20 protein-coding genes and 1 pseudogene are annotated in these 21,652 nt (G+C 69.2%); 12 read left to right on the top strand and 9 right to left on the bottom strand.

Features of this window, described 5'->3' with window-relative positions; all coding sequences use genetic code 11:
- Positions 1-9: 9 nt before the first annotated feature.
- The 4 genes from V6U88_RS29245 to V6U88_RS29230 all read left to right on the top strand — a co-directional run bounded on the left by V6U88_RS29245 (position 10) and on the right by V6U88_RS29230 (position 2,923).
- On the top strand, positions 10-876 hold the full coding sequence (locus V6U88_RS29245) for a MauE/DoxX family redox-associated membrane protein (protein WP_334458068.1): 867 nt from the start codon (positions 10-12) through the stop codon (positions 874-876).
- A 32-nt stretch (positions 877-908) separates the two neighbouring features.
- Positions 909-2,081 carry a peptidoglycan DD-metalloendopeptidase family protein gene (locus V6U88_RS29240; RefSeq protein ID WP_334458066.1) on the top strand — a complete coding sequence of 391 codons (1,173 nt, stop codon included), beginning with the start codon at positions 909-911 and terminating at the stop codon, positions 2,079-2,081.
- A gap of 64 nt (positions 2,082-2,145) precedes the next feature.
- Complete coding sequence (locus V6U88_RS29235) at positions 2,146-2,520, top strand: hypothetical protein (RefSeq protein WP_334458064.1); 375 nt, start codon at positions 2,146-2,148, stop codon at positions 2,518-2,520.
- Positions 2,510-2,923, top strand: coding sequence for a cupin domain-containing protein (locus tag V6U88_RS29230; protein WP_334458062.1), 414 nt, complete (start codon positions 2,510-2,512; stop codon positions 2,921-2,923). Before V6U88_RS29235 ends, V6U88_RS29230 begins: the two co-directional genes overlap by 11 nt.
- A 582-nt stretch (positions 2,924-3,505) precedes the next feature.
- Here the strand turns inward: V6U88_RS29230 and V6U88_RS29225 are convergent.
- Positions 3,506-4,208 (bottom strand): annotated as a pseudogene (locus V6U88_RS29225) (MIP/aquaporin family protein).
- Positions 4,209-4,882: 674 nt separating this feature from the next.
- Between V6U88_RS29225 and V6U88_RS29220 the strand changes: the two are divergent.
- Entirely contained in the window at positions 4,883-5,005 is a 123-nt protein-coding gene (locus tag V6U88_RS29220; protein ID WP_334458060.1) for a hypothetical protein, read from the top strand.
- Positions 5,006-5,022: 17 nt separating this feature from the next.
- Here the strand turns inward: V6U88_RS29220 and V6U88_RS29215 are convergent, their stop codons facing one another.
- On the bottom strand, positions 5,023-6,027 hold the full coding sequence (locus tag V6U88_RS29215) for a hypothetical protein (protein ID WP_334458059.1): 1,005 nt from the start codon (positions 6,025-6,027) through the stop codon (positions 5,023-5,025).
- Positions 6,028-6,533: 506 nt separating this feature from the next.
- A complete protein-coding gene (locus V6U88_RS29210; protein WP_334458058.1) occupies positions 6,534-7,817 on the bottom strand; it encodes a vWA domain-containing protein in 1,284 nt (427 codons plus the stop codon).
- A 280-nt stretch (positions 7,818-8,097) separates the two neighbouring features.
- Between V6U88_RS29210 and V6U88_RS29205 the strand changes: the two genes are divergently transcribed.
- Positions 8,098-9,567 carry an ADP-ribosylglycohydrolase family protein gene (locus V6U88_RS29205; protein ID WP_334458057.1) on the top strand — a complete coding sequence of 490 codons (1,470 nt, stop codon included), beginning with the start codon at positions 8,098-8,100 and terminating at the stop codon, positions 9,565-9,567.
- Positions 9,568-10,036: 469 nt separating this feature from the next.
- Here the strand turns inward: V6U88_RS29205 and V6U88_RS29200 are convergent, their stop codons facing one another.
- On the bottom strand, positions 10,037-11,164 hold the full coding sequence (locus V6U88_RS29200) for a S8 family peptidase (protein ID WP_334458056.1): 1,128 nt from the start codon (positions 11,162-11,164) through the stop codon (positions 10,037-10,039).
- A gap of 773 nt (positions 11,165-11,937) precedes the next feature.
- Here V6U88_RS29200 and V6U88_RS29195 point away from each other — a divergent pair.
- The gene (locus V6U88_RS29195) at positions 11,938-12,843 is read left to right on the top strand and encodes a hypothetical protein (protein WP_334458054.1); all 906 of its coding nucleotides are present in this window, start codon (positions 11,938-11,940) and stop codon (positions 12,841-12,843) included.
- Positions 12,844-13,085: 242 nt separating this feature from the next.
- Here V6U88_RS29195 and V6U88_RS29190 read toward each other — a convergent pair whose 3' ends face one another.
- Entirely contained in the window at positions 13,086-13,838 is a 753-nt protein-coding gene (locus V6U88_RS29190) for a GNAT family N-acetyltransferase (RefSeq protein WP_334458051.1), read from the bottom strand.
- 1,253 nt (positions 13,839-15,091) lie between these two features.
- A complete protein-coding gene (locus V6U88_RS29185; protein WP_334458049.1) occupies positions 15,092-16,000 on the bottom strand; it encodes a hypothetical protein in 909 nt (302 codons plus the stop codon).
- A gap of 731 nt (positions 16,001-16,731) precedes the next feature.
- Between V6U88_RS29185 and V6U88_RS29180 the strand changes: the two genes are divergently transcribed.
- The gene (locus V6U88_RS29180; RefSeq protein ID WP_334458046.1) at positions 16,732-17,004 is read left to right on the top strand and encodes a hypothetical protein; all 273 of its coding nucleotides are present in this window, start codon (positions 16,732-16,734) and stop codon (positions 17,002-17,004) included.
- 266 nt (positions 17,005-17,270) lie between these two features.
- On the opposite strand, the gene V6U88_RS29175 is transcribed toward V6U88_RS29180, so the two are convergent.
- The gene (locus tag V6U88_RS29175) at positions 17,271-17,489 is read right to left on the bottom strand and encodes a hypothetical protein (protein ID WP_334458044.1); all 219 of its coding nucleotides are present in this window, start codon (positions 17,487-17,489) and stop codon (positions 17,271-17,273) included.
- A gap of 513 nt (positions 17,490-18,002) precedes the next feature.
- Here V6U88_RS29175 and V6U88_RS29170 point away from each other — a divergent pair.
- Complete coding sequence (locus V6U88_RS29170) at positions 18,003-18,383, top strand: hypothetical protein (protein WP_334458042.1); 381 nt, start codon at positions 18,003-18,005, stop codon at positions 18,381-18,383.
- An 88-nt stretch (positions 18,384-18,471) separates the two neighbouring features.
- Positions 18,472-19,271 (top strand): IS5 family transposase gene (locus tag V6U88_RS29165; RefSeq protein WP_334458091.1). Its coding sequence is split into 2 segments (ribosomal slippage): positions 18,472-18,808 and positions 18,808-19,271, totalling 801 coding nucleotides; the frame shifts between segments, so codons are not numbered across the junction.
- A 189-nt stretch (positions 19,272-19,460) separates the two neighbouring features.
- On the opposite strand, the gene V6U88_RS29160 is transcribed toward V6U88_RS29165, so the two are convergent.
- Entirely contained in the window at positions 19,461-19,673 is a 213-nt protein-coding gene (locus tag V6U88_RS29160) for a hypothetical protein (RefSeq protein WP_334458040.1), read from the bottom strand.
- Between the two features lie 205 nt (positions 19,674-19,878).
- On the opposite strand from V6U88_RS29160, the gene V6U88_RS29155 reads away from it, so the two are divergent.
- Positions 19,879-20,322 (top strand): hypothetical protein, encoded by a 444-nt coding sequence (locus V6U88_RS29155; RefSeq protein WP_334458038.1) that lies wholly within the window; start codon positions 19,879-19,881, stop codon positions 20,320-20,322.
- A 214-nt stretch (positions 20,323-20,536) separates the two neighbouring features.
- On the top strand, positions 20,537-21,223 hold the full coding sequence (locus V6U88_RS29150; protein WP_334458036.1) for a hypothetical protein: 687 nt from the start codon (positions 20,537-20,539) through the stop codon (positions 21,221-21,223).
- A gap of 135 nt (positions 21,224-21,358) precedes the next feature.
- Here the strand turns inward: V6U88_RS29150 and V6U88_RS29145 are convergent.
- A partial coding sequence (locus V6U88_RS29145; protein WP_334458034.1) for a hypothetical protein occupies positions 21,359-21,652 on the bottom strand: 294 nt, incomplete at its 5' end.

Genomic DNA, 21,652 nt, shown 5'->3' with positions numbered 1-21,652 from the left:
GGAGAACCCATGATCGACCTGATCGCGGCGCTGCAAACGCTGGTCCTCGGTGCGGTGCTGATCTGGTCCGCCCGCGTCAAGCTCTTCAGCCGGCGCGCCGCCGCGGCCGCCAACCGGTCCGCGCTCGTCCGGCTGCTCGGACAGGACCGGGCGCTGCCCGCGTACCGGCTGCTCGGTGGCGTCGAGCTGACCCTCGGCGGGCTGCTCCTGCTGCCACCCGTGCTCCGGATCGAGGCGGTCGCCGCGACCGTGCTGGCCGTCGGCTTCCTCGGCTACCTCACGTACGCCCGCCGGGCGGCACCGGCGTCCTCCTGCGGCTGCCTGAGCGCCCGAGCGGCCCCGGTCTCCGGTCGCAGCCTGGCCCGGGCCGGGCTGCTGGTGACCGCCGGCGCCCTGGCCGGGCTGGCCACCGGCGGCTGGCTGCCCGCGCTCGCCGGCCGGCCGGTGGCCGGCGCCGCCGTGCTGCTCGCCGAACTGGCCGCGGTGGTGGCGCTCTCACCGGAGCTGGATTCGGCCTGGCTGCTGCCGCTGCGCCGGCTGCGCGCCCGGCTGACACATCCGCTGCGCGGCGGCTCCGGCGTACCGCTGCTCGCCACCGTGCAGCAGCTCCAGCTCAGCGACGCCTACCGGCAGGTCGCGCCCCTGCTCCGCTCCGACGTGCGGGAGCACTGGGACGACGGCGAGTGGCGCTTCGTCGGGCACGCCGCGCGCTACCAGGGCCGCCTGGTGACGGCGGTGTTCGCCGTGCCGCTGATCGACCGGGAGCCCGACGCGGTGCGGGTCGCCGTGGTCGACGACGCTACCGGGCACACCCTGCTCAGCCTGGCCGGCACACCGCCGGCCGCCGGCCCTCGGCTCTCCGTCGTCCCGGCCTGACACCGCCTCCCATGCCAGAAAACGAGGTCACGATGAGACACGTTCGACGATGGGCCGGCGGCACAGCCGTGGCCCTGCTGACGGCCACGACCCTGATCGGGGCGGTGCCCGCCGTCGCCGCGACGGCCTCCGCCCCCGCGCTCACTGCCGCCGTGACCGCGAAACTGCTCGGATCGGCCGGGACGTCCACCGCCGGTGCCGGCGCGGAACGGGACACCCGGGTCACCGTCAGCCGCACCAGCGGCGGGTGGGCGTTCGGCAACGCCGTCGCCCTTGCGCCCCGACAGGCAGGCGTCCACCCGACCGGGTCGATCTTCATCGCCCGGGCCGATCCTGCCGGGTGGCGCGTCGCCTTCGACGGCGAGGCCGCCTTCGGCGACCTGGCTGCCGAGTCGCCCCTGGTGACAAGCCAGGAGAGGAGCGTCCTCACCACCACCCCGACCCCGATGTACGTGGGCGGGGACTACCGGACCGGGATGGCCCTGCCGTTCGCGGTGGGCCAGACGTGGACGCTCACCAGCGGCCCGCACGGCTGGGGCGGGACCGAGTCGCCGTACAGCTCGGTCGACCTGGCCGGCGGCGACCAGGTGGTCCGCGCGGCCCGGGCCGGCGCGGCGTACACGATGTGCCAGGGGTGGATCCGGGTCATCCACGACCGGGGCTACTCGACCGACTACTACCACCTGTGGAGCAGCATTTCCGTCAACGGCGCCAGTGTCGGCCAGGGCGCCTTCCTGGGCAACACCGGCACCGACGTCACCTGCGGCGGAGCGGCCTACGGCCGGCACGTCCACTTCGGGCTGCGGCAGAACGGCGCCTACGTTCCGATCGCCGGCCACGACATCGGCAAGTGGGTGATCGCCAACGGCGCCGCCGCCTACCAGGGCGGGGCGCGGCACGGGTCGGCCTGGGCCGGTGCCGGCGCCGGCCTCTACAACTACGGCGCGCTCGGCCTCACCCAGGCGGTGGTCGACGCCAACGGCGGTGGGGCCCTGACCCGCCGTGCCGGACCGGGGACTGGCTACGGGGCGCTCGGCTCGCTGGCCGACGGCGTCACCGTCTCCGTCTCCTGCTCCGCCAATGGCACCTCCCACACCGGGCGGTACGGCACCACGGCGCTCTGGGACCGGTTGAGCGACGGCAGTTGGGTGTCCGACGCGTACCTGTGGACCGGTGTGAACGGGCCGGTCAACGGCTGGTGCTGAGGAGCCTGACTGCCGGGGCCGGCGGCTCACCGGCCGCCGGCCCCTTTCACCGCAAGGAGTGGCAATGACCGGGCCGGAGTCGCCCGGCCCGCTGGCCGCCGCGTTCGACACCGCGGCCGCGCGCTACGACGTCCCCCGCGACCTGCTCATGGCGCTGGGCTACGCCGAGTCCCGGCTAGAGATGCAGGCCGGCACGCCGAGCGAGGACGGTGGGTACGGCCTCACGCACCTGGTGCGCAACCCGCAGGTGCGTAATCTGGACGAGGCGGCCACGCTCACCCGGTTCAGCCAGTCCGCGCTGCGCTCGTACGCGGATCAGGCCGGCCCCACCGTCGCGGCCCGTTGCTGGAGTAGGTTCGCCGCGAAGGGCTGTCACAAACAGGGAGGCGGTCTTGTCTTTCCTGTAGAAGCTTTCTGTGGAGGAATACATGAGCGCTGAGCACGCACACCTGCCCCCAGGCGTTGAGGTGATCACGACCCTGCCGGAGGCGACGGCCCTGATCCCGGCTGGCGCCGAGGCCAGGACCATCCGGGTCACCCTGTCGCCCGGTGACCCCGGCGCGCCGCCGCACCGTCATCCCGGGCCGGTCTTCGGCTACGTGACCCAGGGCGAGATCCTCTTCGAGTTGGAGGGGCAGCCGCCCCGGGTACTCAAGGCCGGTGACGCCCTGTTCGAGCCCGGGGGCGACGTGATCCACTACCAGGGCGCCAACAACCTTCCGGACGCGCAGTCGCAGCTGGTGGTGACCATGTTCGCGCCGCCGGGTACCCCGGTTCTGACCGTGGTCAGCGCGGAGGAGCTGGCCGAACGACGACACCTGCGAGTTACCCAGCCACGATGACCAGCCGTATTCCGGATCTCTCCTTCTGCCCTAGCCGAGCAGCATCTGACCGCCGCCGGGGAGGCTACTAGCCTCGGCCCTTGAGAAGGTCGGCCCTGGTTCATCGCGCGCGGCCTGGTCGAGTCGACATTTCAGGGTGTTGCCTCGCTCACTGAGCATGCCGGTCCTGGCGCCGGCCGGGCCCCGGCCTGCTGGCGACCTCCGGCACGGTCGGGCCGAGAGCCACCAACCACCCGGACGGGGCCAACGTCTTCGGCCGTTGAGGCCCCCACCTTGTCCCCGTCCGAGGAGGCTGGACGGTCTACGACTGCCCGACAAGGAGGTCCGCCACCGCTGCAGCGTCGTTCGCCGAACACTGCGGCGCCGGCGCGTCGCGGGTGTGTTGCAGGCGATGATCAAGACGTACGGCCCTCAACTGCACCCGCGCCTGCCTGCCGGTTCTGATCCTGTGACGCAGGACGGGCTGCCACCGCCGCAACCATGATCAATTCTCGCAAAGCGGGCCTTATTAACACCGGAATGCCGTCGCGTTCGTCGGGGCCGCGGTCGCCCTGGGCGTTCGTAGAGGCCCTCGCGCCCACCTCAACCCTTTTCTGGTTGGTTGGCGTTCTGGCCTGCGGACCTGAGTATCAGTGATGCCGCCACGGCTGCCAGCGCTGCACCGAGCATCGGGAACACGATGAACACCCACAGCTGCTGCAGCGCTTCGCCGCCTGCGAAGATCGCCGGTCCGACCGACCGTGCCGGGTTGACCGATGTGCCGTCCAAGGCGACGCCGACCAGGTGCGCCGCGGCGAGCGCCACCCCGATGGGAAGGCCGGCGACCGCGGCATGCTCGGCTCGTGCTGGTCACAACGAGGACTACCAGTACGAACAGGAAGGTCAGCACCGTCTCCAACACCATGGCGCCGCCACGGTTAATTTGCTCGCCGTATCCGTTGGCGCCCAACGCTCCGGTCTGGTCGGCGACGCCGCCCCAGCGCGTCAGCGCCCACAACAGGAACGCGGCGACCGTCGCTCCCACCAGCTGCGCTATCCAGTATCCGATGGCGCCGCGGACGGAAATCTTTCTCGACAGCAGCACTCCGAGCGTGACCGCCGGATTGACGTGGCTGCCCGACAGCGAGCCAATAAGGTAGACCAGGGTCAGCATGACAAACCCGAAGGCCAACGCGACAACCGCTACACCGCCTTGCACCCTGGCGGCGACGGCGCTGCCCACGCCCACAAAGACGAGCAGCAGTGTGCCAAGCAACTCGGCGCCGAAGCGGCGGGCGTCGTCCATGCCGTCAGCCTAGGCACGCCGGTGGTGGCCGTCGGGTGTTCGCGACAAATGCCGCTGCTCCGTATGACCTGCCTTCGGCGGATCTTCATCTTGGTCGAGTAGCGGTCGTGTTCCGGGTCGGCGGGGTGATCGCGGCTTGCAGCCGGGGCGCCTGCGGCGATGGCGACCTGGTCGACCAGCCCCTGGCGCGCTGGCGCAAGGACCACGGACGGACTGCCGGCCTACCGAGGTGCTCACCCCCACGCGAGCGTGAAAGGGTGGTGTGGTCGGCTTCGGTGGCGCTCAGCCTGCACCGGCTCGCACGGCCCTCTGCTCTCATTCTGGCGCCATTCGGGGCCATGCGCTGGACCCGCGCGACCGGGCGCCCGTTGAGGTCCTCCGCTGTAATCTTTAGGTCGGCCCACGGGACGCCGCCGTCGGCAAGCAGCGAAGCGGGCGCTGACTCCGCGGCCGACCGGTCCGGGCGGCCTGGCCGGGCGTTCGGGTCGGCGCAGGCCGCGGCATCGGTGAGCACATCAGCAGCAACAACAGTCGACGCATGCCACCACCTCACACCGCAGCCGGCACCGCGCCTGAGTAGCCGTGCTCAGAGGGCGTGACCCTGATCGAAGCCCGCCGGGTGCTCGTCCCGGGCGGGCGGATCGTGCTACTCGGCCAGGACTGACTGGGACACCGTGGTCATCGACTCCGACCAACCCGACCTGACCCGCCGCATCGTGCACGCCCGCGCCGACACCATCCCCCACCCCCGCATCGCCCGCGCCTACCCTCTGGCTGAGGTGCAGCACCCCACGTGACTCTTCAGGGTCTGGCCCTATGCCGCTTCGCGATCTTGCTCCCACCGCTCCAGCCAGGCCTTCCTCCCGAGGCCGGCAGGTGATTCGGGATTGCGCGCAGCCTCCACGATCTCCGCGATTCGAGGGCTACGGTCGGCAAGCACCTCGAGGATGGCATCCACCATCGGCGGTTCCAGCGCCAGTTGCAGCGTCCACTCGCTGCTGTCGTAGCAACCGAAGATCGGATTCTCCTGGTCGACCTCCACGAGCCGGCTCCCCGGAACGGCATCGCCGTTGTGACCCTCTGCGCTCGCTTCGACGAACAGCTGCGCCAGCAGTTCCTGCCCAACCGGGCTGTCAAAGAATTCTGCCGACATGGAGCCGTCCAGAAGCCAGTCGACGAACGCTGCGGCGTCGTCACCGCGTCGCGCGAGCTTGACGTCCTCGGGCTCCGATTCGTCGAACGAGGTGGTGCAGGCCACGACACCGGACGTAACAAGCCCAATCGTTGTCCGATCGGTGCCGGAGGTCCTACTGGCCGTTTCGGTGAACCTCAACTCGCCCCACTTGGGGGATAGAAGCGGCTCCGTCCCCCACGAGTCGGGGTCCTCGGGCAGGAACCGCTCACCTTCCGAGGTGTAGAAGACAGGCCAGCGAGCGCCGTTGACGTACAGCACACGGTGCATCCCTCTCTCCTGTGCGCTCTCGGCCTCTTCGATGTGCTTCTCCCACATGCCGTCGGACCACAGGCTCCGATCAACGGCTTCCCCGCCACCCGGGGCAGTAAGCGCCAGCGGCAGGTTTCGTAGCGACTCCTGGTTTGCCTGGACCCGTGTGACTTCGTTCGGGTGGACCTCACTGAGGGTGGGGTCGGCGCTGATGAGTGCGGCTACGTCGCCGCCAGGACAGGGAACCTCCAGCCCGTCGGCGCCGCGTCGCCACAGCATCTCCCCTCTCCGGAGCACCTGTGCCCGCTCGAGCAAACGCTCTTCCTCGCCTCGGGGGCTGTAGCGCGCAATCTCATACACGAGCTCGCTGTCCATGCTGTTCTCCCTGCTTTGGGGTCACTCCCGGCTCTCGGCCGGTTAGCAGATGCTCTGAACTTGGTCCACCGCCACTTGTGAAAGTGCCGTGCCCGCCAACAGGTGCTAACGCATGCGGCGGACGATGGATCATGAGCGGCGGCAGTCTAGCGTCGGCCTCCGTACGGCCCGGACCTGGAGGTGAGTGTGTCGTCGTTGATCGCAGGTTGTGACCTCCGCAGGCTGGCGGCCTGGTTTGGAAGGGGTTTGCGCGGGCTGGCCAGTAGCGGGACCTGGTGCGCGCCGCCGGCGCCTCACGGGCGCAGTCCGCGCCGTGGCCCACGCGGGGCGCGCGGACTGGCGCAGCGACGACGCCGTAGCCATCGCGGCCGTCGCTTGATAGTCGCGGTGCACGGCCTGCTCACCCACATCCATCCGCCTCGAAGGATCGTGGACCCACTCTCGGTGGCAGCCACATTGGTTGCCTTCGGTGGTGAGCTCTACGCCGACGCGTGGCTGGCCTGCGGTCAGGTCGGCTCGCTTGACGGCGGGCGGGTTCGGCCGCGCTTGGCCGATTTGTAGGCGGCGTCCATGGAGGAGTATTTCGCTGCTCGGGCGATCATTCCGTGTTCGGTCTGGTCGGCGAGGTAGGCCAGGGCGGTGGCCTCTTCGGCCAGTTCGTCATGCAGGTGGGCCGGTGCTACGGGTAGGGCGTCGGAGAGGGCGTCCTGCGCGTGACGGATCTCGGCGAGCGCTGCGTCGGGGGTACCGGCGCTGAGGTGGCCGGAGGCCCGTCGTTTGGCCTGCTGTACCCGCAGGTAGACCAGTTCGGTGCGGACGGTCGGGTCAGGTACCCGTCCCGCGGCCTGGTCACCGGGGACGACGTTGACGTGCAGGGGCACGGTGAGCGTGTGCTGGGCGAGGGTGGGCAGTTCGACCCAGGTGAACTGGCAGGTGGCGACCTTGGCCAGGCCGAGGGTGGCGATGGCGGGGATGTCGAAGGTAATCAGCAGTTTGCGGGTCTCGTCGGCGTAGAAGGTGCCGAGTTCCGCGAGTAGCCCGTCACCGGTGGTAGTCGCGGGCAGGTCGTTGACGATCTGGACCGCGCGTACCTGCGGTGAGGGCTGGATCAGCAGTGACGCCGCCTGCACGGCCTGGGAGAGCAGGCCGTCGATCTCGCCGGCGATGAGCGCGCCAGCGGTGTCGGCTTCCTCGGCGAAGTGTTCGTTGCCGGCCCCGCCGCGGGCGATCGCCGACATGAGCCGTTCGTCGTAGCCCAGTCCGTAACCCAGGGTCGAGGTGGTGATGTTGTCGGCGTGGGCTTTGGCGGCGATGCCGCCTAACGTGTCGGGGTCGGTGACGCCGGCGTTGGCGTGCCCGTCGGAGATGAGCAGCACGGTCGCTCCGGCCGGCCCGGCGACACGGGCGGCTTCCTGCAGGCCACGCAGGTAGCCGGCGGACAGGTCGGTGCTGCCGCGCGCGTCGAGCTTGGCGATTGCGCGTTTCACCGCCGGCTTGTCGGCGAGGGGCCCGGCTGCGACCGCTACCTCGACCCGGTCATCGAAGGCGACCAGCCCGAAGTTGTCGCCGGGTTCCAGCTTGTCAATCAGGCCGAGCAGTGCGGTCTTCGCGCCGTCGAGGCGGCCACGGGCCATCGAGCCGCTACGGTCGAGCACCACCTGCAGCGTGGACGCCGGGCGGGCCGCGTCGCGGGCCGACGCCGTGGGTGCGGTCAGTTCGACGAGCACGGACAGTTGGTCGTCGGTCTCGAGCGCCAGCACGTCGACATCCAGATGTGCGGAGATGTGCATGATGTCTCCTTGGTGGCACGACACGGGTACGTGAGCAGGGCTTGCGTCGGGACGGTAGTGAATCATCACGGTGCGACATTCCGATGGTCGCCGCGGAGCCTCGGCGCCTGACAGGCCGCTCGGCATGGGCGTGACGGCTGCGGCAGTGCCGGTTCGGCGGGCGGCAACCCGACCGGGGTGAGGATGCCTCAGCCGCGCTGTCGCAGTACGGTCGCCGGGCTGGCCCGGGCCGATGAGGGCGGGGGAGTTGGCGACGGTGGGGGAGTTGATGGCAGCGACTATGCCGTTGAACGCGATCCAGAGCGACCGGGCTGCGGGTGTTCTCCTCGGGGCGGCGTGCGGTGACGCGTTGGGCGTGCCGTACGAGTTTCAACCGCCGCTTGCGGTCGGCGAGCAGCCCGAGATGCGCGGGGGTGGGCTTGGCCCGTACGCGCCCGGTGAGTACAGCGACGACACCCAGATGGCCATGTGCATCGCGGAGGTGTCCGCCACCGGGGCGGATCTGCGCAGCAGCGACGCCCTCGACCGCATCGCCGGCAACTTTCTCCGGTGGAAATGGCAGGGCGCCAGCGATATCGGGGCGCAGACACGGCAGGTCCTCGACGCGGTCTCCCACCTGAGCGGAGCGGGCATTGCCGCGGCGATGCGAGACGCAGCCGCGGACCTGCACCGGCGAACTGGCCGTAGCGCGGGGAACGGGTCTCTGATGCGCACGGCGCCGGTGGCGTTGGCTTATCTCGGCGATCCGGAGGCGCTCGCCGAGGCCGCCCGCGCGGTCAGTGAGTTGACCCATCACGACCCCCTGGCCGGGGATGCGTGTGTGCTGTGGTGCGCGGGGATCCGCCGGGCGGTTCTCGACGGGACCTTCGACGGGGTACGCGAGGGTCTGGACCTGCTGCCTGCAGAGCGCCGTGACCGATGGTCGGGCTGGTTGGCCGAGGCGGAATCCAAGCCGCCGGAGCAGTTCCGTCCCAACGGTTTCGTTGTCGCCGCGTTGCAGGCCGCCTGGTCGGCAATCACCCACACCGACGTTCCGGACCACAACCCACGCCAGGGCAGTTTTCCCTGCCAGCATCTCGAACGCGCTCTGACGGCAGCGGTTCGTGTCGGCGACGACACCGACACCGTCGCGGCGATCGCCGGAGCCCTGCTCGGCGCCCGGTGGGGCTCCTCCGCGGTGCCCCTGGCCTGGCAGCGCGTCGTGCATGGTTGGCCAGCGCGGCGCGCGGCGGATCTGATCCGCCTGGCCGTGTTGACGGCCCAAGGCGGCCAGACCGGCCAGGGCGGTTGGCCGGGCTGCGCCCGCGCGCCACGACCTGCAGTTGCGCCGTTGATGTTGACGCATCCGCGCGACCCCGGGGTGATCCTCGGCAACCTTCACACCGACGCGGCCGCGGCGGGCGCCAGCGCGGTGGTCTCCCTGTGCCGGGTTGGCTGCGACGACTTCGACGATGTGGCTGACGGCAACCGGGTGTCGGTGTGGCTGGTCGACCAGCCCGGCACCAATGCGCAGCCGCACTTCGTCGTCGATCAGGCCGCTCGGATGATGCTCGAGTTGCGCGAGGAAGGCCATGTCGTGCTGCTGCACTGCGCCGCCGGTCAAAGCCGCACGCCAGCGGTCGCCGCCCGCTACACGACCCTGACCACCGGCATACCGGCACGCTCCGCGCTGGCCGAGCTGCGCGGGCTGCTCGACACGCACGGCTGGACACTCAACCGGGAACTGCGGCAGGTCGTCGAACAGCTGTGACCGGTCGCGCCAGCGAGTCGCGCGTTCGCCGAGGCTGCCGTCTTCTGGGGAACCGCCCCTATCCGGCGGGATCGCCCTTGCACCAGCCGACCGGCGCTGACGATGCTCGTTGACGAGCGCGCGGGCGAGGCGGGATCGAGGACCTCAGCGGCCGATGGGGCTCGCGTTGGCGCCCGCCATATGCCCAGCGATGACTGATGAGGAAGCGGGCTGGGAGCAACCATCGGCGTGCCGACGCGCAGCGCCCTTGACGCCGGCCGGGTGACATGGAGGATCGGGCACCCGGGGGATGGGGCACGCCCTTGGTCCTCGTCGTCGAAACCGTCCCGCGGGCCTGTCTTCCCACAGGTCGGCCGCCGGGCACGGCTTCCCAGAAGAGGAGGTCGCGCACCCCGACCTCCGAACGAACAGGCGTCGGTGGTCGGGGTGCTGTTACGGCAGATCCTCAGCCGGGACGTTCCGGTCGGCGTCAGGTGCGGGGTGCGGCCACGGCGGCTTGGGCGTCGACGATGCCCCAGCCGTACGTCGGCGTGTAGATACCGCGAAGTCCGAGGACCGGGGTGCGGGCCGTGCCCATCAGCGTCGAGTACACATTTTCAAGGCTGCGCTGCTGGGCGAAGAGCAGGGCCGCGACTCCCGATACGTAGGGCGTGGCCATGGACGTGCCGGCGTAGGCGTCGTAGTCGCCCTGTCCGCAGCCGGCTGAGCCGGCGCCTACCGGGACGCTGGACCACACGTCGTCGTTGCAGTTGACGAGGCCAGCGCCGCCGGGGGCGGCGACCGCCTTCAGGTCAGCTTTCACGCCCAGGTTGGAGTACCACGCCTTCACCTCGTTCCGGTCGGTGGCGGCGACGCAGAGGGCACCGGATTCCCACGCTGGGGTGCCGCAGAGCGGTGCCGTCTCGTTGCCGGCGGCGGCGATGACGGCGACACCCTTCGCCTGCGCGTACGCGATCGCCTCGGTCGCGGCGGACTCAACGCCGGTGAGGGTGAGGGCCTGGGCACCCGGCAGCGCGCCGAGGCTGAGGTTGATCACCTTCGCGCCGTGGTCGGCGGCGTAGCGGATGCCCGCGGCGATGTCGGCGAAGCTGCCACTGCCCGCCTCCAGCACCTTGATCGGCATGATCTTCGCGTCGGGGGCGGCCCCCGCGACGCCGACGCCGTTGCCGGTGGCCGCAGCCGCGATGCCCGCAACGTGGGTGCCGTGCTCGTCACCGGCGTCAGGCTTGCCGTTGGGGCCCCGCCAGTCGCCGTTGCCGCAGGAAGTCGCACCGCAATCGATGAAAGTCGCCCCGGGCACGAGCTTGGACGCCAGGTCCGGGTGGCGGAGGTCGACGCCGGTGTCCACAACCGCGATCACCACCCCGGCTCCCGTGCTGGTCGCCCAGGCCTGTTCGGCGTGGATCTGCCGCAGGCCCCACTGCTTGTCGTACAACGGGTCGTTGGCAGCCGCCTGAGCGGACGTAGGGGCGACAGCCACCAGGGCGGCGGCCACCGCGGTGCTGGCGAGTAACCGGATGATCGACATGCGGCGCTCCTCGGGATGCGACAACGCTTCATCTATGAATCGTTGATCAGGCGCAAGACGTAACAACACGCGCCTCGTGGAGGTCGCCGGAACCGGGGATCGACAGCCGGGCAAGGCCGTTGGTTCGAGGTGCTGCACGACGCGCGCGCCCGGCAGGCGCGCTGGCGGCGGATCCAGAGTCTGGCCGGCAGCGCGGTCTTCGCCGACCCGCAGGTGCGTTCCCGCCTGCGAGCCCTGTCGGTTGCGGCGGCCGCCCGCGACACGGCCCGAGCGGCCCGCGCGCTCCGATGGCTCCCGTGCCTGTTCCTGCCGCTGTGGATCGCCGTTCCGGTGTACCTGATGGCACCGCTCGACTTTTCGGCCGGCGAGAACGTTCGGGGCGACCTGCTTGAGCTGCCAGGTACTCCACCGCCAGTTCGCGGATCTCCACGTCGGCGGGCTCGGTGGCCCACATCGCGCTCTCCGTGTTCACCTGCGGGTGCTGGCTGCCGGTCTACGGCCTGCTGTACTACCAGTACTCCCGGCCCAAGACGGTGACCACCTACGGGCGCTGACACGGCGTGACGCCGGACATCCGCGCACCGACGGATCGGTCGAGGCATTCGCATCGGTACGGTCCGGGGATGCCCGGCGCGGCTGGAAGTTCACGAGGTCGGCGCGGGGCGCCGCCGGGATCCTCCGTCGTCGGTCGATTACGTGACGTAGTCAGCTTGCGGATAACAGCGCGGCGCGCCACTACCTACCGTCAACCCGTCATCACCACCGGCCCCGGTGCCGGCAGCGGTTCCTCCGAACCGGACAGCCCACGGGCGCCGCCTCCGAGGCCTCAGACGGGAGAACACATGCGTGATCAGAAGGAAGCCCGGCGGTTCGGCGCGCGAGCGTCCGTAGTCGTGCTCGGCCTCGCCGTGACCGCCGCGGTGGCCGCCCCGGCGAGCCCGGCCTCCGCCGCGGTCCCCGGCCTGGTGCGGATCTCCGCGACCAGCGCCCTCAACTCTAACGACGTCCGCACCGTCACCGCGACCTGCCCGGTCGGCAAGGTGCTGACCGGCACCGGGTACCAGCTGAACGGGGCGGCCGGGGAGGCGGTCGTCGACGACCTGCGCCCCAATGGCGGCCCGGGCACGGCGCCGACGGCCGTCACCGTCGGCGCGTTCGAGGCGGACGCCTTCGCCGGCGACTGGTCGGTGAGCGCGTTCGCGATCTGCGCCAACCCGGTGGCCGGCCTGGTCCGCGTCGCGGCGGTGAGCACCAACAGTTCGAACAACTTCCGCACCATCACCGCGGCCTGCCCGGCCGGCAAGGTACTGACCGGTACGGGCTTCGAGCTGAACGGGGCGACCGGTGAGGCCGTCGTGGACGACCTCCGGCCCAACGGCGGCTCCACCACCGCGCCGACCTCCGTCAACGTGGGCGCCTTCGAGACGGACGCCACCACCCGGAACTGGGACGTCACCGCGTACGCCATCTGCGCCAGTGCTCTGCCGGGCCTGGTCCGGGCCTCCGCGGTGAGCGCCAACAGCTCGGCCGACTTCCGCAGCGTCACCACGACCTGCCCCGGGGGCAAAGTGCTGACCGGCGCGGGTTTCGAGCTGAACGGGGCGACCGGTGAGGTCGTCGTGGACGACTTCCGCCCCAGCGGCGGTGCCGCCACCGCCCCGACGTCCGTCACCGCGGGCGGGTTCGAGGAGGACGCGTTCGCCGGCAACTGGGACAACACGGCGTACGCCATCTGCGCCACCCCGTAACAGCCCCCGCGCTCGGTGCGGCCGTCCGGTTCCGCCGGACGACCGCACCCGGTGCGTGCTGGTCAGGAGCCGCCCTGGCGGTGGACCCGCCCCTCCCGGGCGACGGTGAAGCGGCCCTGGTGGTGTTCCGTGCCGGCGGAGCCGGTCGCGGTACGGCGGTGCCGCGCGGGTGTTCCGTGGTGGACCGCAGAGGTGCCCCGGGCCGTGGTCGGTGGACCTCAGCCCGGGTTCTGTGTCGGACCTCAGTTCAAGGCGATGTGGAGCCGTTGACCGGCGGAACGGTAGCCGGCGCGCTCGTATATCCGCCACGATTCCTCGCCGGAGGCCTCGAGCCAGGCGATTTCCGCGCCTGCGGTGAACAGCCGCCGGGTTGTTTCGGCGGTGATCGCGCCCGCCAGTCCCTGGCGGCGGTAGGGCTTGCGAACGGCGATGCCGGCGACCTCGCTTACCGCGCCGGTGGGCGGGACCGCCCCGCCACCTCCTGCGCAGGTGCCGTCGTCAGTGACGGCCATGACGGCCACGCCGCCGGCGCCCTGCTGGCGCCGGAGGCGAGCTACGTCAGCCTCGGAGGCCACCGGGTCGCCGCCGAAGGCTTCGTTCTGCGCGCTGATCAGCGCGGCGCGCTGAGAATCGGTGCCCGGTTCGTACAGACTGAGGTGGTCGAGCGTGGGTGGTGTCTTCAATGTGTCGGGCACACAGAGCAGGTAGGTGTGCCGGGCCTCCACGATGAAGCCGGCGGCGGTCAGAAGTGCCTCCAGGCCGGGGGAGCAGCTGGTGACGTACTCCAGGCGGGGTTTGCGATCAGCCGCATGGAAGGCTGCGACCAGGGCGGTGACATCGGCCGCGGTGATGGCGGTACCGGGACGCGGCGTCGCGTAGTTGATGTAGGGACTGGTCGTTGTCGGATCCATCCCGATCACGAACGGCCCCACCTCTACGGGCGCGGGTCGGTTGGACAGGTTGGCGACGACGGACTGCTGGATGCGGACATCCATGATCAACGTGAACCTCGATGCATGAGAGAAACTGCGGTGCGCGGAAAGAAGCGTTGGACCGCTCAACCGTGATAGAGCCGCGCGACGACCATTCGTCGCGTGGTCAACACTCAGGCGGCCGCTCGGCCTACCCGGATCACAGGCGTCATTCCCTCATGCAGAGTGCCCACGCCGATCGCGTGGTCGGCTGCAAGGTTGCCGCTGCTGGCTTGACTTGTCAACCCTTGATCACTGCCGCATCCGCATCTGCCGCCTGTCGTACTGCCGCGCGCCGGCGATCACCACGATCCGTACGCGCTTCGGCAGACTGATCGGTGGGCGGGGTGCGCGCTCGTGCCGAGAGTGCGCCGCTAGTTCGTCCATCGATCATGGCTGGGTCGGCCAAATTCCCCGCCGGACGAGGCGATCAAATTAATCAAGCAGCTTCACCTCGCTGCGAGCCAGCCTCTCACGCTCCAACGTTGGCAGATCGGCCAGGAGGTCCGGGAGGCGTTCGTTCCGCGGTACGAACACCATGGCGCCGGAGTACTCGCGGCAGATCGAGCACCACGCCAAGCCGACGCAGCGCTCGTAGAAGCTGTCGGATGGCGCGTTGAAGCGGTACCTGTAGGAGTAGATTTCGCCAGCACACGCGACGGCGTCCCCACCACGGACCCCGTGAATCGTGCTGACTTTCGACCATGCCCACCTGGCAGACCTGCGCCCCATGGCCTTGATCTTCCCTGGTCGCAAGCCCAAGCCCCCCATCCTGATCTGCCGCCGACAGCGCGATACATAGCGTCACGGCAAGCGGATTCAAGTCGGCGTGCGGTCGTGTCGAGAACAGTGTGCGCTGCTGCGGCTACGGACGCCTGGAGTCCAGCGGAGTGAATGCTTCCGTGATGAGGCGCAGGTCGCTTGATGAAAGCTCGGTTCCGAGGCTGCGGTATGCGTGCGATTCGAGGCAGACCAGTACGCCGTCCACGGGCACACTGACACGATTGGGTCCAGTACCGGCGGCTGTTGAGCGACTCGGCGCCTACGTGACTGGCTGTCAGTTGCACGGAGGCCCAGAAACTGCCGCAGCCATGCTGGCGTCATCCACCTGATCGACCACCCACACGTGAACCGTGACTCAACCACGAGCCTTGACGGGTCGTCTGCCGAAGTGGACGAGACGGCAGTTGATCGACGAATCCGGTGGCGGGCCAGGGTAGGTTTGCGTGGCGGGACGTGCCCGCCCGGTATGGGCCATGGCCGACATGCCGCCGGCCTCAGCGCGCGGCGCCGCCCGGTCGACCTGGGCCGGTCCCGGAGGGCCGGTGACCGACGCGTGGAGCCCGTACCACCGGGGAGTTGCCAGACGCCGGGCGGAAATCCCGCGCCGCGCCGGCCACCGTATCGTCGGGATCACGCTCGAGGGCCCGCCGGATGTGCGGCGGGATGACCTCGGATTTTGCCATCGCCAGTCGGACCTGCACCGAACGGTCGTCAACCAGGCGTTCCAGATCCGCCTCGTCCAGCTCGACCGCGCGGACCAGCGCGGCACGGACGTCGACTACGGGGTCCTGGGCAAGCGCGCTGCGCTGCTCGGCGGTGGTCCGCGGGTTGCGGGCGACCCCCTTGCGTACGCGTGCGGTGCGATCGGCCATCAGGGCGGTGATCACGTCGGGGTCGTGGGTGTGGGTGGCCAGTCGTTCCCGTACCTCGGGTGAGACGTCGTCGATCAGCCTGGCGGCCAGATCGGGCTCCAGCTCCCGCATCTCCGCGAGGAGGCCACGAAGCTCCTTGTCGGGTGCCTCTGACATCACCCGGCGAACCGACTCGTCGCAAGCCGGGTTGCCGGCGACCGCCCAGCGGACCCACCGGTCGGCGTCTTTGACGAGACGCAAGAGATTGGCGACCGAGGTCGAAGGGTTTCTCGCTACGGCCTCCCGGACCTGACGATCATGGTCCCGGGTCAGCGGTCGCAGTGCCTGCGCGGGTGCGTCGGTCCGGGCCGCGACCGCCTTACGGACCACGGCCGACGGGTCGGACGCCAAGTCGATGAGGGTCATCTGTGGCGTTGCGGGGTCTTGCGCGAGGGCGAGCCGCGCGTCGGCGCTCCCACCGGTCGCACGGTGGGCGGTGGCACCTGACCCGCTGTGACGATCAGGCCCGCCGACGTCCTGCTGCTTTCCCATGGGCGCAATCATGTCACGGACTGACTGGGGCGGCGCGAGCCTGACCAGCGCGTTGACGATGGTCGAAGCGTTACCTCGCGGCGGCGCCCATCGGTACGTCAACAGTGACTTGGCTTGATCTTCAACCTGTGGCAGCTGGCTGGTGACCCCGGCTGATCATGGGAGCAGCCCTTCGTTGATCATTCTTTTGTCCAGCGAAGCGGATCAATGACTCAGGGCTGTCTCGGTGATCAGTGTTCATGACCGTTGCCCGGCCGACGCGTTCGGGGAGCTGGCGAGATTCCAGCGGGAGGCATATGTCCAGGGCCGTTGGGATTCGGTCGGGGCGCGGGTGCTGCAGGAACCGCGCCCGGACGCGGAGAAGATCGGCGAAGGGCGTTCTCTCCGAACGAGATCGTCGCGGTCGACGGTTGGGTGCACGCGAAGGTTGGCTACCCAACCAACAGGCTCCCGTACACTGTGTAAGAGTCGAGCGGCGTCAGCAGGGCGGCTTACACGGCTGGCCCGGCAGGTACTGGCTCCGCTCCTCTGGCGTGATCCTGGTGCCGGCCGTCGCGCATGCGTCATCCGCCGTGCCGGCCTGATTCACGCCCCGAATGTCACCGTGACGGCTGTTGCCACCGCCGCCGTGCGGATTTGCCAAGATCACGTGTTCGGATCTGCCGCCGACAAAGCGCGGCACCAACCCGCTTCCCGACTCAGGCCAGTCCTGCGCGGCTGCGTCACCAATCATGCTGTCGCAGACGCTGGTGCGTCTGCCGCCCGGCCTGGTCGGACTGCCGGGCTCTCCCCGCGTGGACATCTACACCCTCGGCGACGACCTGCTGCACGTCGGCGGGCCGAGTCAGTTCACCGGCTTTTGCGGCATACACACCGGCTGGATCGAGGCACGCGTCCGTGTCCTGTGCCGACCTCCCTCAGAGGTCGACGTCTGCGGAGAGGGCGCGAAACGTAGCCGACACGCAGTGAAGCGCTGGCTACCACCGCAGCATCCATCTGCCTGACCCCGAGATCCATGCGATTCCCAAGCTGATGGCAAGCGGGACCTACGATAATGTCTGTGCCTCACTGGTCTGAGACTGCGCGCGTCGCTGAGGAACGGGGCGACTGGGACCAAGCAATAGCGGTGGTTGGTGCCGTTGCGGAGTGTTACAGCACCGACCACGAGCTCCATAACGCGCACCTGTGGCACATGGACCTGCTTGCTCGTGCCGGCCGTCATGTCGAGTTGGCAACTCTCGGCCAACGTGATGTGCACGCGCGCAGGCGGCTAAACCGGCTGCTCTACGAGGAAGGCCGGTTGGAGGATCTGCGACAGCGAGCGCGTTCCGGAGATGATGGAGCGCGGCACCTCCTCGACCGCCTGGCGAGAGATTCGGATGGCTCGGGTGCCGAGCAGGTGGGTGACTAGTTGGGTGACGACCGAAGCGGCCGACGCCGGACGCCCACGGACGATGGTGGACCGTTCCGGCAGTTCAGCCCAGCTCATCGACGGCCGATCATTCCTTCACACCGAAGACGTCGGCCGACTTGCCCCCGGAGCGATGGCGAGCATCAGAGGTTGTCACTCCAAGCCGGCCCCGACGGGCAATGGATGCAGTCATCGAGACGGCATACGTCGATCAGGCCACGGTGGCGCTGCCCGGTCCCGGGACAATCCGGCTCCGCGCACGTGCCGGTATCGTCCTCATGTAGCAGCACCGTCCCCTCGCACTGCACTGGGATCGGGCTTCAATCGGCCATGCGGCCCACTCCACGGCTCCTTCCTGGGAAGAGACGTGCACAGTCTCCCAGAGCTGGGGCGTGCCCGTTGCGTGCCCGACAGCCGGGTCAACAGGGGTCAGCAACGGATCTTCCCGCTCGGACTCTCACTCGCTCGGATGGACGACGAGCCTTATCACCAGCAGGTTCAAGACGATCTGCCTGGCAATCAAGGCACCTTCCAAACTGACGGTGGGGTAGAGGTCGACGGAGTCGCTTCTGGTCAGGGAGCTTTGTAGCGGTGAGTTTCGATCTTGTGGTCCTGGCGGTCGAGCCTTCCGCGACGGCAGATGTCGTGCGGCAGATGGCCGATCACTGCACCGGCATGGAACACCGAGACGGTGAACTTGACCAGCGGATCGTCTCCTTCTACGAGGAACTCCGTGCGCGCTTACCGGATCATCCGCCGTACGACCTGGAGTCGCCCTGGATGTCAGCACCTCTCGCTGTCGGCATCGACCACGTGAGCATGAACATCAGCTACTCACCACGGGGCAACGCGGCGGTCGACGTCGTCCTGGATCTGGCGGAGCGGCACGGTCTGGTCATCTACGATCCTCAGTTCGGCGAAGTCTTCGGCCTGCGCGGCGACTACGAGGTCCCGGTGGGACTGGGTGACTAAGAGCTCCTAACAAAATGATGTTGGGCGTGTCCTCGGGACGTGAGGATCGTTCTGTCTGAACGTGAGGAGGGGTGAGCAGCCGCCGTGGATCGTCTCGGACGACCTGTGGGCCGAGATCGTGCCGCTGCTGCCACCCCGACCTGCACGCCGGCACCGCTACCCGGGCCGCAAGCCGCTGGATGACCGCAAGGTGTTGTGGGGGATTCTGTTCGTGCTCTACACCGCGATCCCGTGGGAGTACCTGCCGCAGGAGCTGGGCTTCGGGTCGGGGATGACCTGCTGGCGCCGGCTGCGGGACTGGAACGACGCCGGAGTGTGGCAACGACTGCACGAAGTGCTGCTCGGCAGACTCCGGGCCGCCGGGCAGTTGGACATGTCCCGGGCGGTGATCGACGGCTCCCACGTCCGGGCGCTCAAGGGCGGCCCAAAACCGGTCCGAGCCCGGTCGACCGCCGCAAGCCAGGCTCGAAACACCACGTCATCACCGACGCGGGCGGCATCCCCCTCGCCGTCAGCCTGACCGGCGGCAACCGCCACGACGTCACCCAGCTCATGCCCCTGGTCGACAAGGTCCCTCGGATCAAGGGCATCCGAGGCCGCCCGCGGCAGCGACCGCAGCGGATCTACGCCGACCGCGGCTACGACTACGACTGCTACCGCCGCGAGTTGCGCGCCAAGGGCATCACCCCGCTCATCGCCCGACGCGGCACCGACCACGGCTCCGGCCTCGGCGCCCGACGGTGGGTCGTCGAGCAGACCATCGCCCTGCTGCACTGGTTCCGCCGCCTCCGCATCCGCTGGGAAATCCGCGACGACATCCACGAAGCCTTCCTCACCCTCGCCTGCGCCATCATCTGCTGGCGCCGACTCCAACACTCAAAGAGTTAGGAGTTCTAACTGAGTGACGACCGGGACCGACGTCGGCGGACAAACGTGGACGCCGGAGACGCTTCTCGCGGCTCATTTGTCGTGGGGGAGCAGGTCCGGCGGTTGTGTTGGTTGCCTGGGGGTCAAGGAGTCGTCCTACCTGCGCGATCCCTCGCGGTTCCGGCCGTCGACCTGGGAACCCCGAGCGGGTCAGAACGAGAAGTGCTTGACCACCGCCCAGCCCCGCTCCGCGGACCTGGCGTAGAAGGCACGAAGGTCCTCGTGGTACTGAGCCAGGCGCTCCCGCAGTTCCTCATCCGACTCGGACGAGGGCAATTGCCGCCACTCCTGCCACCGGTCCGGGAACGAAACTCTCTCCGGGTACGCCGCCGTGCGCGCCACGTCCGGCGGCTCGAGCGCCACGTGGCCCGGACCACCAAGGCAACGCCAGACGCGGCCCAGGTCAGCACGTCGATCCGTCCGATTGAATATGGCCGACGCCCGGTCAGAGGGATTCAGGGGTTCAAGCCTCAGCCTCGCCAGGGTCGTCCCTGACACGGACCGTCGCGAACAGCGGGCCAGTCGCGCTGCGGACAGCTCTGGGCAGGTTGCGCCGTACGATGCGCCGGTGATCCAGCTGATGAAGCGCCGCCCGCCGCGGCCGGTATTGGCGGCGCTGGCGATCCTGATCGTGGGCTACGCCACCGTCATCGCTCATGGTCCTTGGACCGACGCCGCTAGCGTCACTGCCAGCCTGATCGCCACAGCGATTGCAGCGGGGTTGGTCTACGGCCTGTGGCGGGGCAACCCGTTGGCCCAGGGCGTCGTGGTCCTGGCGATGGCCGGCAACCTGATATTCGGCCTTCTTGAGCACGCCGGCATCGGCTGGATGCGGGCAGTCAACATGGTGGCAGCCCTGGTCATCGCCCTATTGCTACTGGTGCCTCGGTCGTCACGGCGGTGGTTTGCCGACCCGTCTGTGGACCCTGCCCTTAACGCCGTCCCTGACAGCGAGCAGCCGATTGACACCGAGGCGCTGTGGGAGGAGACAGACGCCAGTGAGCGCCGGTAATCGGGCTTCCTCTGCCTGACGGCGGAGAGGCATGGGTCTGTGGGGCACACAGGGGGCACAAGACACTGTCAAACGTTGTCGACCAGTGACCAGCCGTGCGAACCTCGGACGCCGTGTGAGCAGGTGTCGAAACTTTCCCGCTGGTGAGCCGATCGTCGCTCCAAGTCCCGCTTCAACTGAGTGACTCACTGGGTGACAATCGCAACGGACGCCAGTGGAGGAGTACCTGCCTGGCATCCCGCCGGCGCGCGTCGAGGTGAGCAGGGCTAGGACGGTTAGCGGGCCGATCCAGAGCCACGACGTCGAGGAGCTTGCGCCTTCCGGCAACCATGACTCCATGGAGGCGCTCGCTGGGTTGTTCGGTGCGGTGGTCGGCGGCTTCTTGGTGCTGGTTGGCGACGTTGTCCGTAGGCGCGTGGAAGAGCGGCGTCAAGGGGTTCGCGACTTGGCCGACGCGGCGATAGGCCTTGCGGTGCAATACGGACGACACGTGGGACAGCTGAAGGACGGCCAGCGCGGCCTCCTAACTGCTTCCGACCCGCTGTCGGCCGATCGCTACGAGGCGTCAACCCGCTTCTTCATGACGCCGGGATGTGAAGAGCTGCGCGAGCAAGCCCTCGGACTGATCCGCGAGTACCAACGTCTGTCGGCCCGGGCGGCTGAGCTGTTGACGTACGACGACTTCGGCCAGTACCTCGGTAAGGAGCGGGCCTTTGAGGCGGCTGTGCAGGTGGTGGTTCGGCGAGGCCGCATCAAGCCGAGCGGTGACACCAGGCGACGAGTGCGGGTGTTCCGTCGCGTTGTGGCAGCTCTAGCGCTAGGGGCGCCGACGGGAGGTTCGCTGCCCCCGATGTCCGGGGGAGGAATGAACAAGCAGCCAACCGAGCAGCCAAGGCGATGAACCGCAGCGGACACAGACGGACTGCATCGGCGGCTAGACCAGGACCAGGACCTTGACGACCACCGTCCCCGACGAACTCGTAATGCGTAGGTCGACGGTTCGATTCCGTCAGGCGGCTCGGTACAGAAGCCCAGGTCAACGACCTGGGCTTCGCCGTTTTGCGAGATCGACAACCTCGCCGACGGCCGTGCCAGTCCGCAAATAGTCCGCATCCCGCGCCGCGACTGCTTCGTCCAGCCGCTTGGCGACCGCGTCCAGGTCGTCACCGAACAAGCCCGCGTACACGTCAAGGCGGCCCGCAAAGCGGGCCGCGCCGGCCCGGCCCCGGCCTGCTGGCGACCTCCGGCCGGCATCGGCCGGGCCGGCCGGCCACGCTTCGGACGACCAAGTCTTGAAGACCTCGGGGCTCTGCCCCGAACCCCGGCCCTC

The sequence above is a fragment of the Micromonospora sp. CPCC 205739 genome (assembly GCF_036906795.1).
GTDB lineage: Bacteria > Actinomycetota > Actinomycetes > Mycobacteriales > Micromonosporaceae > Micromonospora.
Note: the sequence above shows the minus strand (reverse complement) of the source record. Positions and strands in the feature narration are given on the sequence as shown.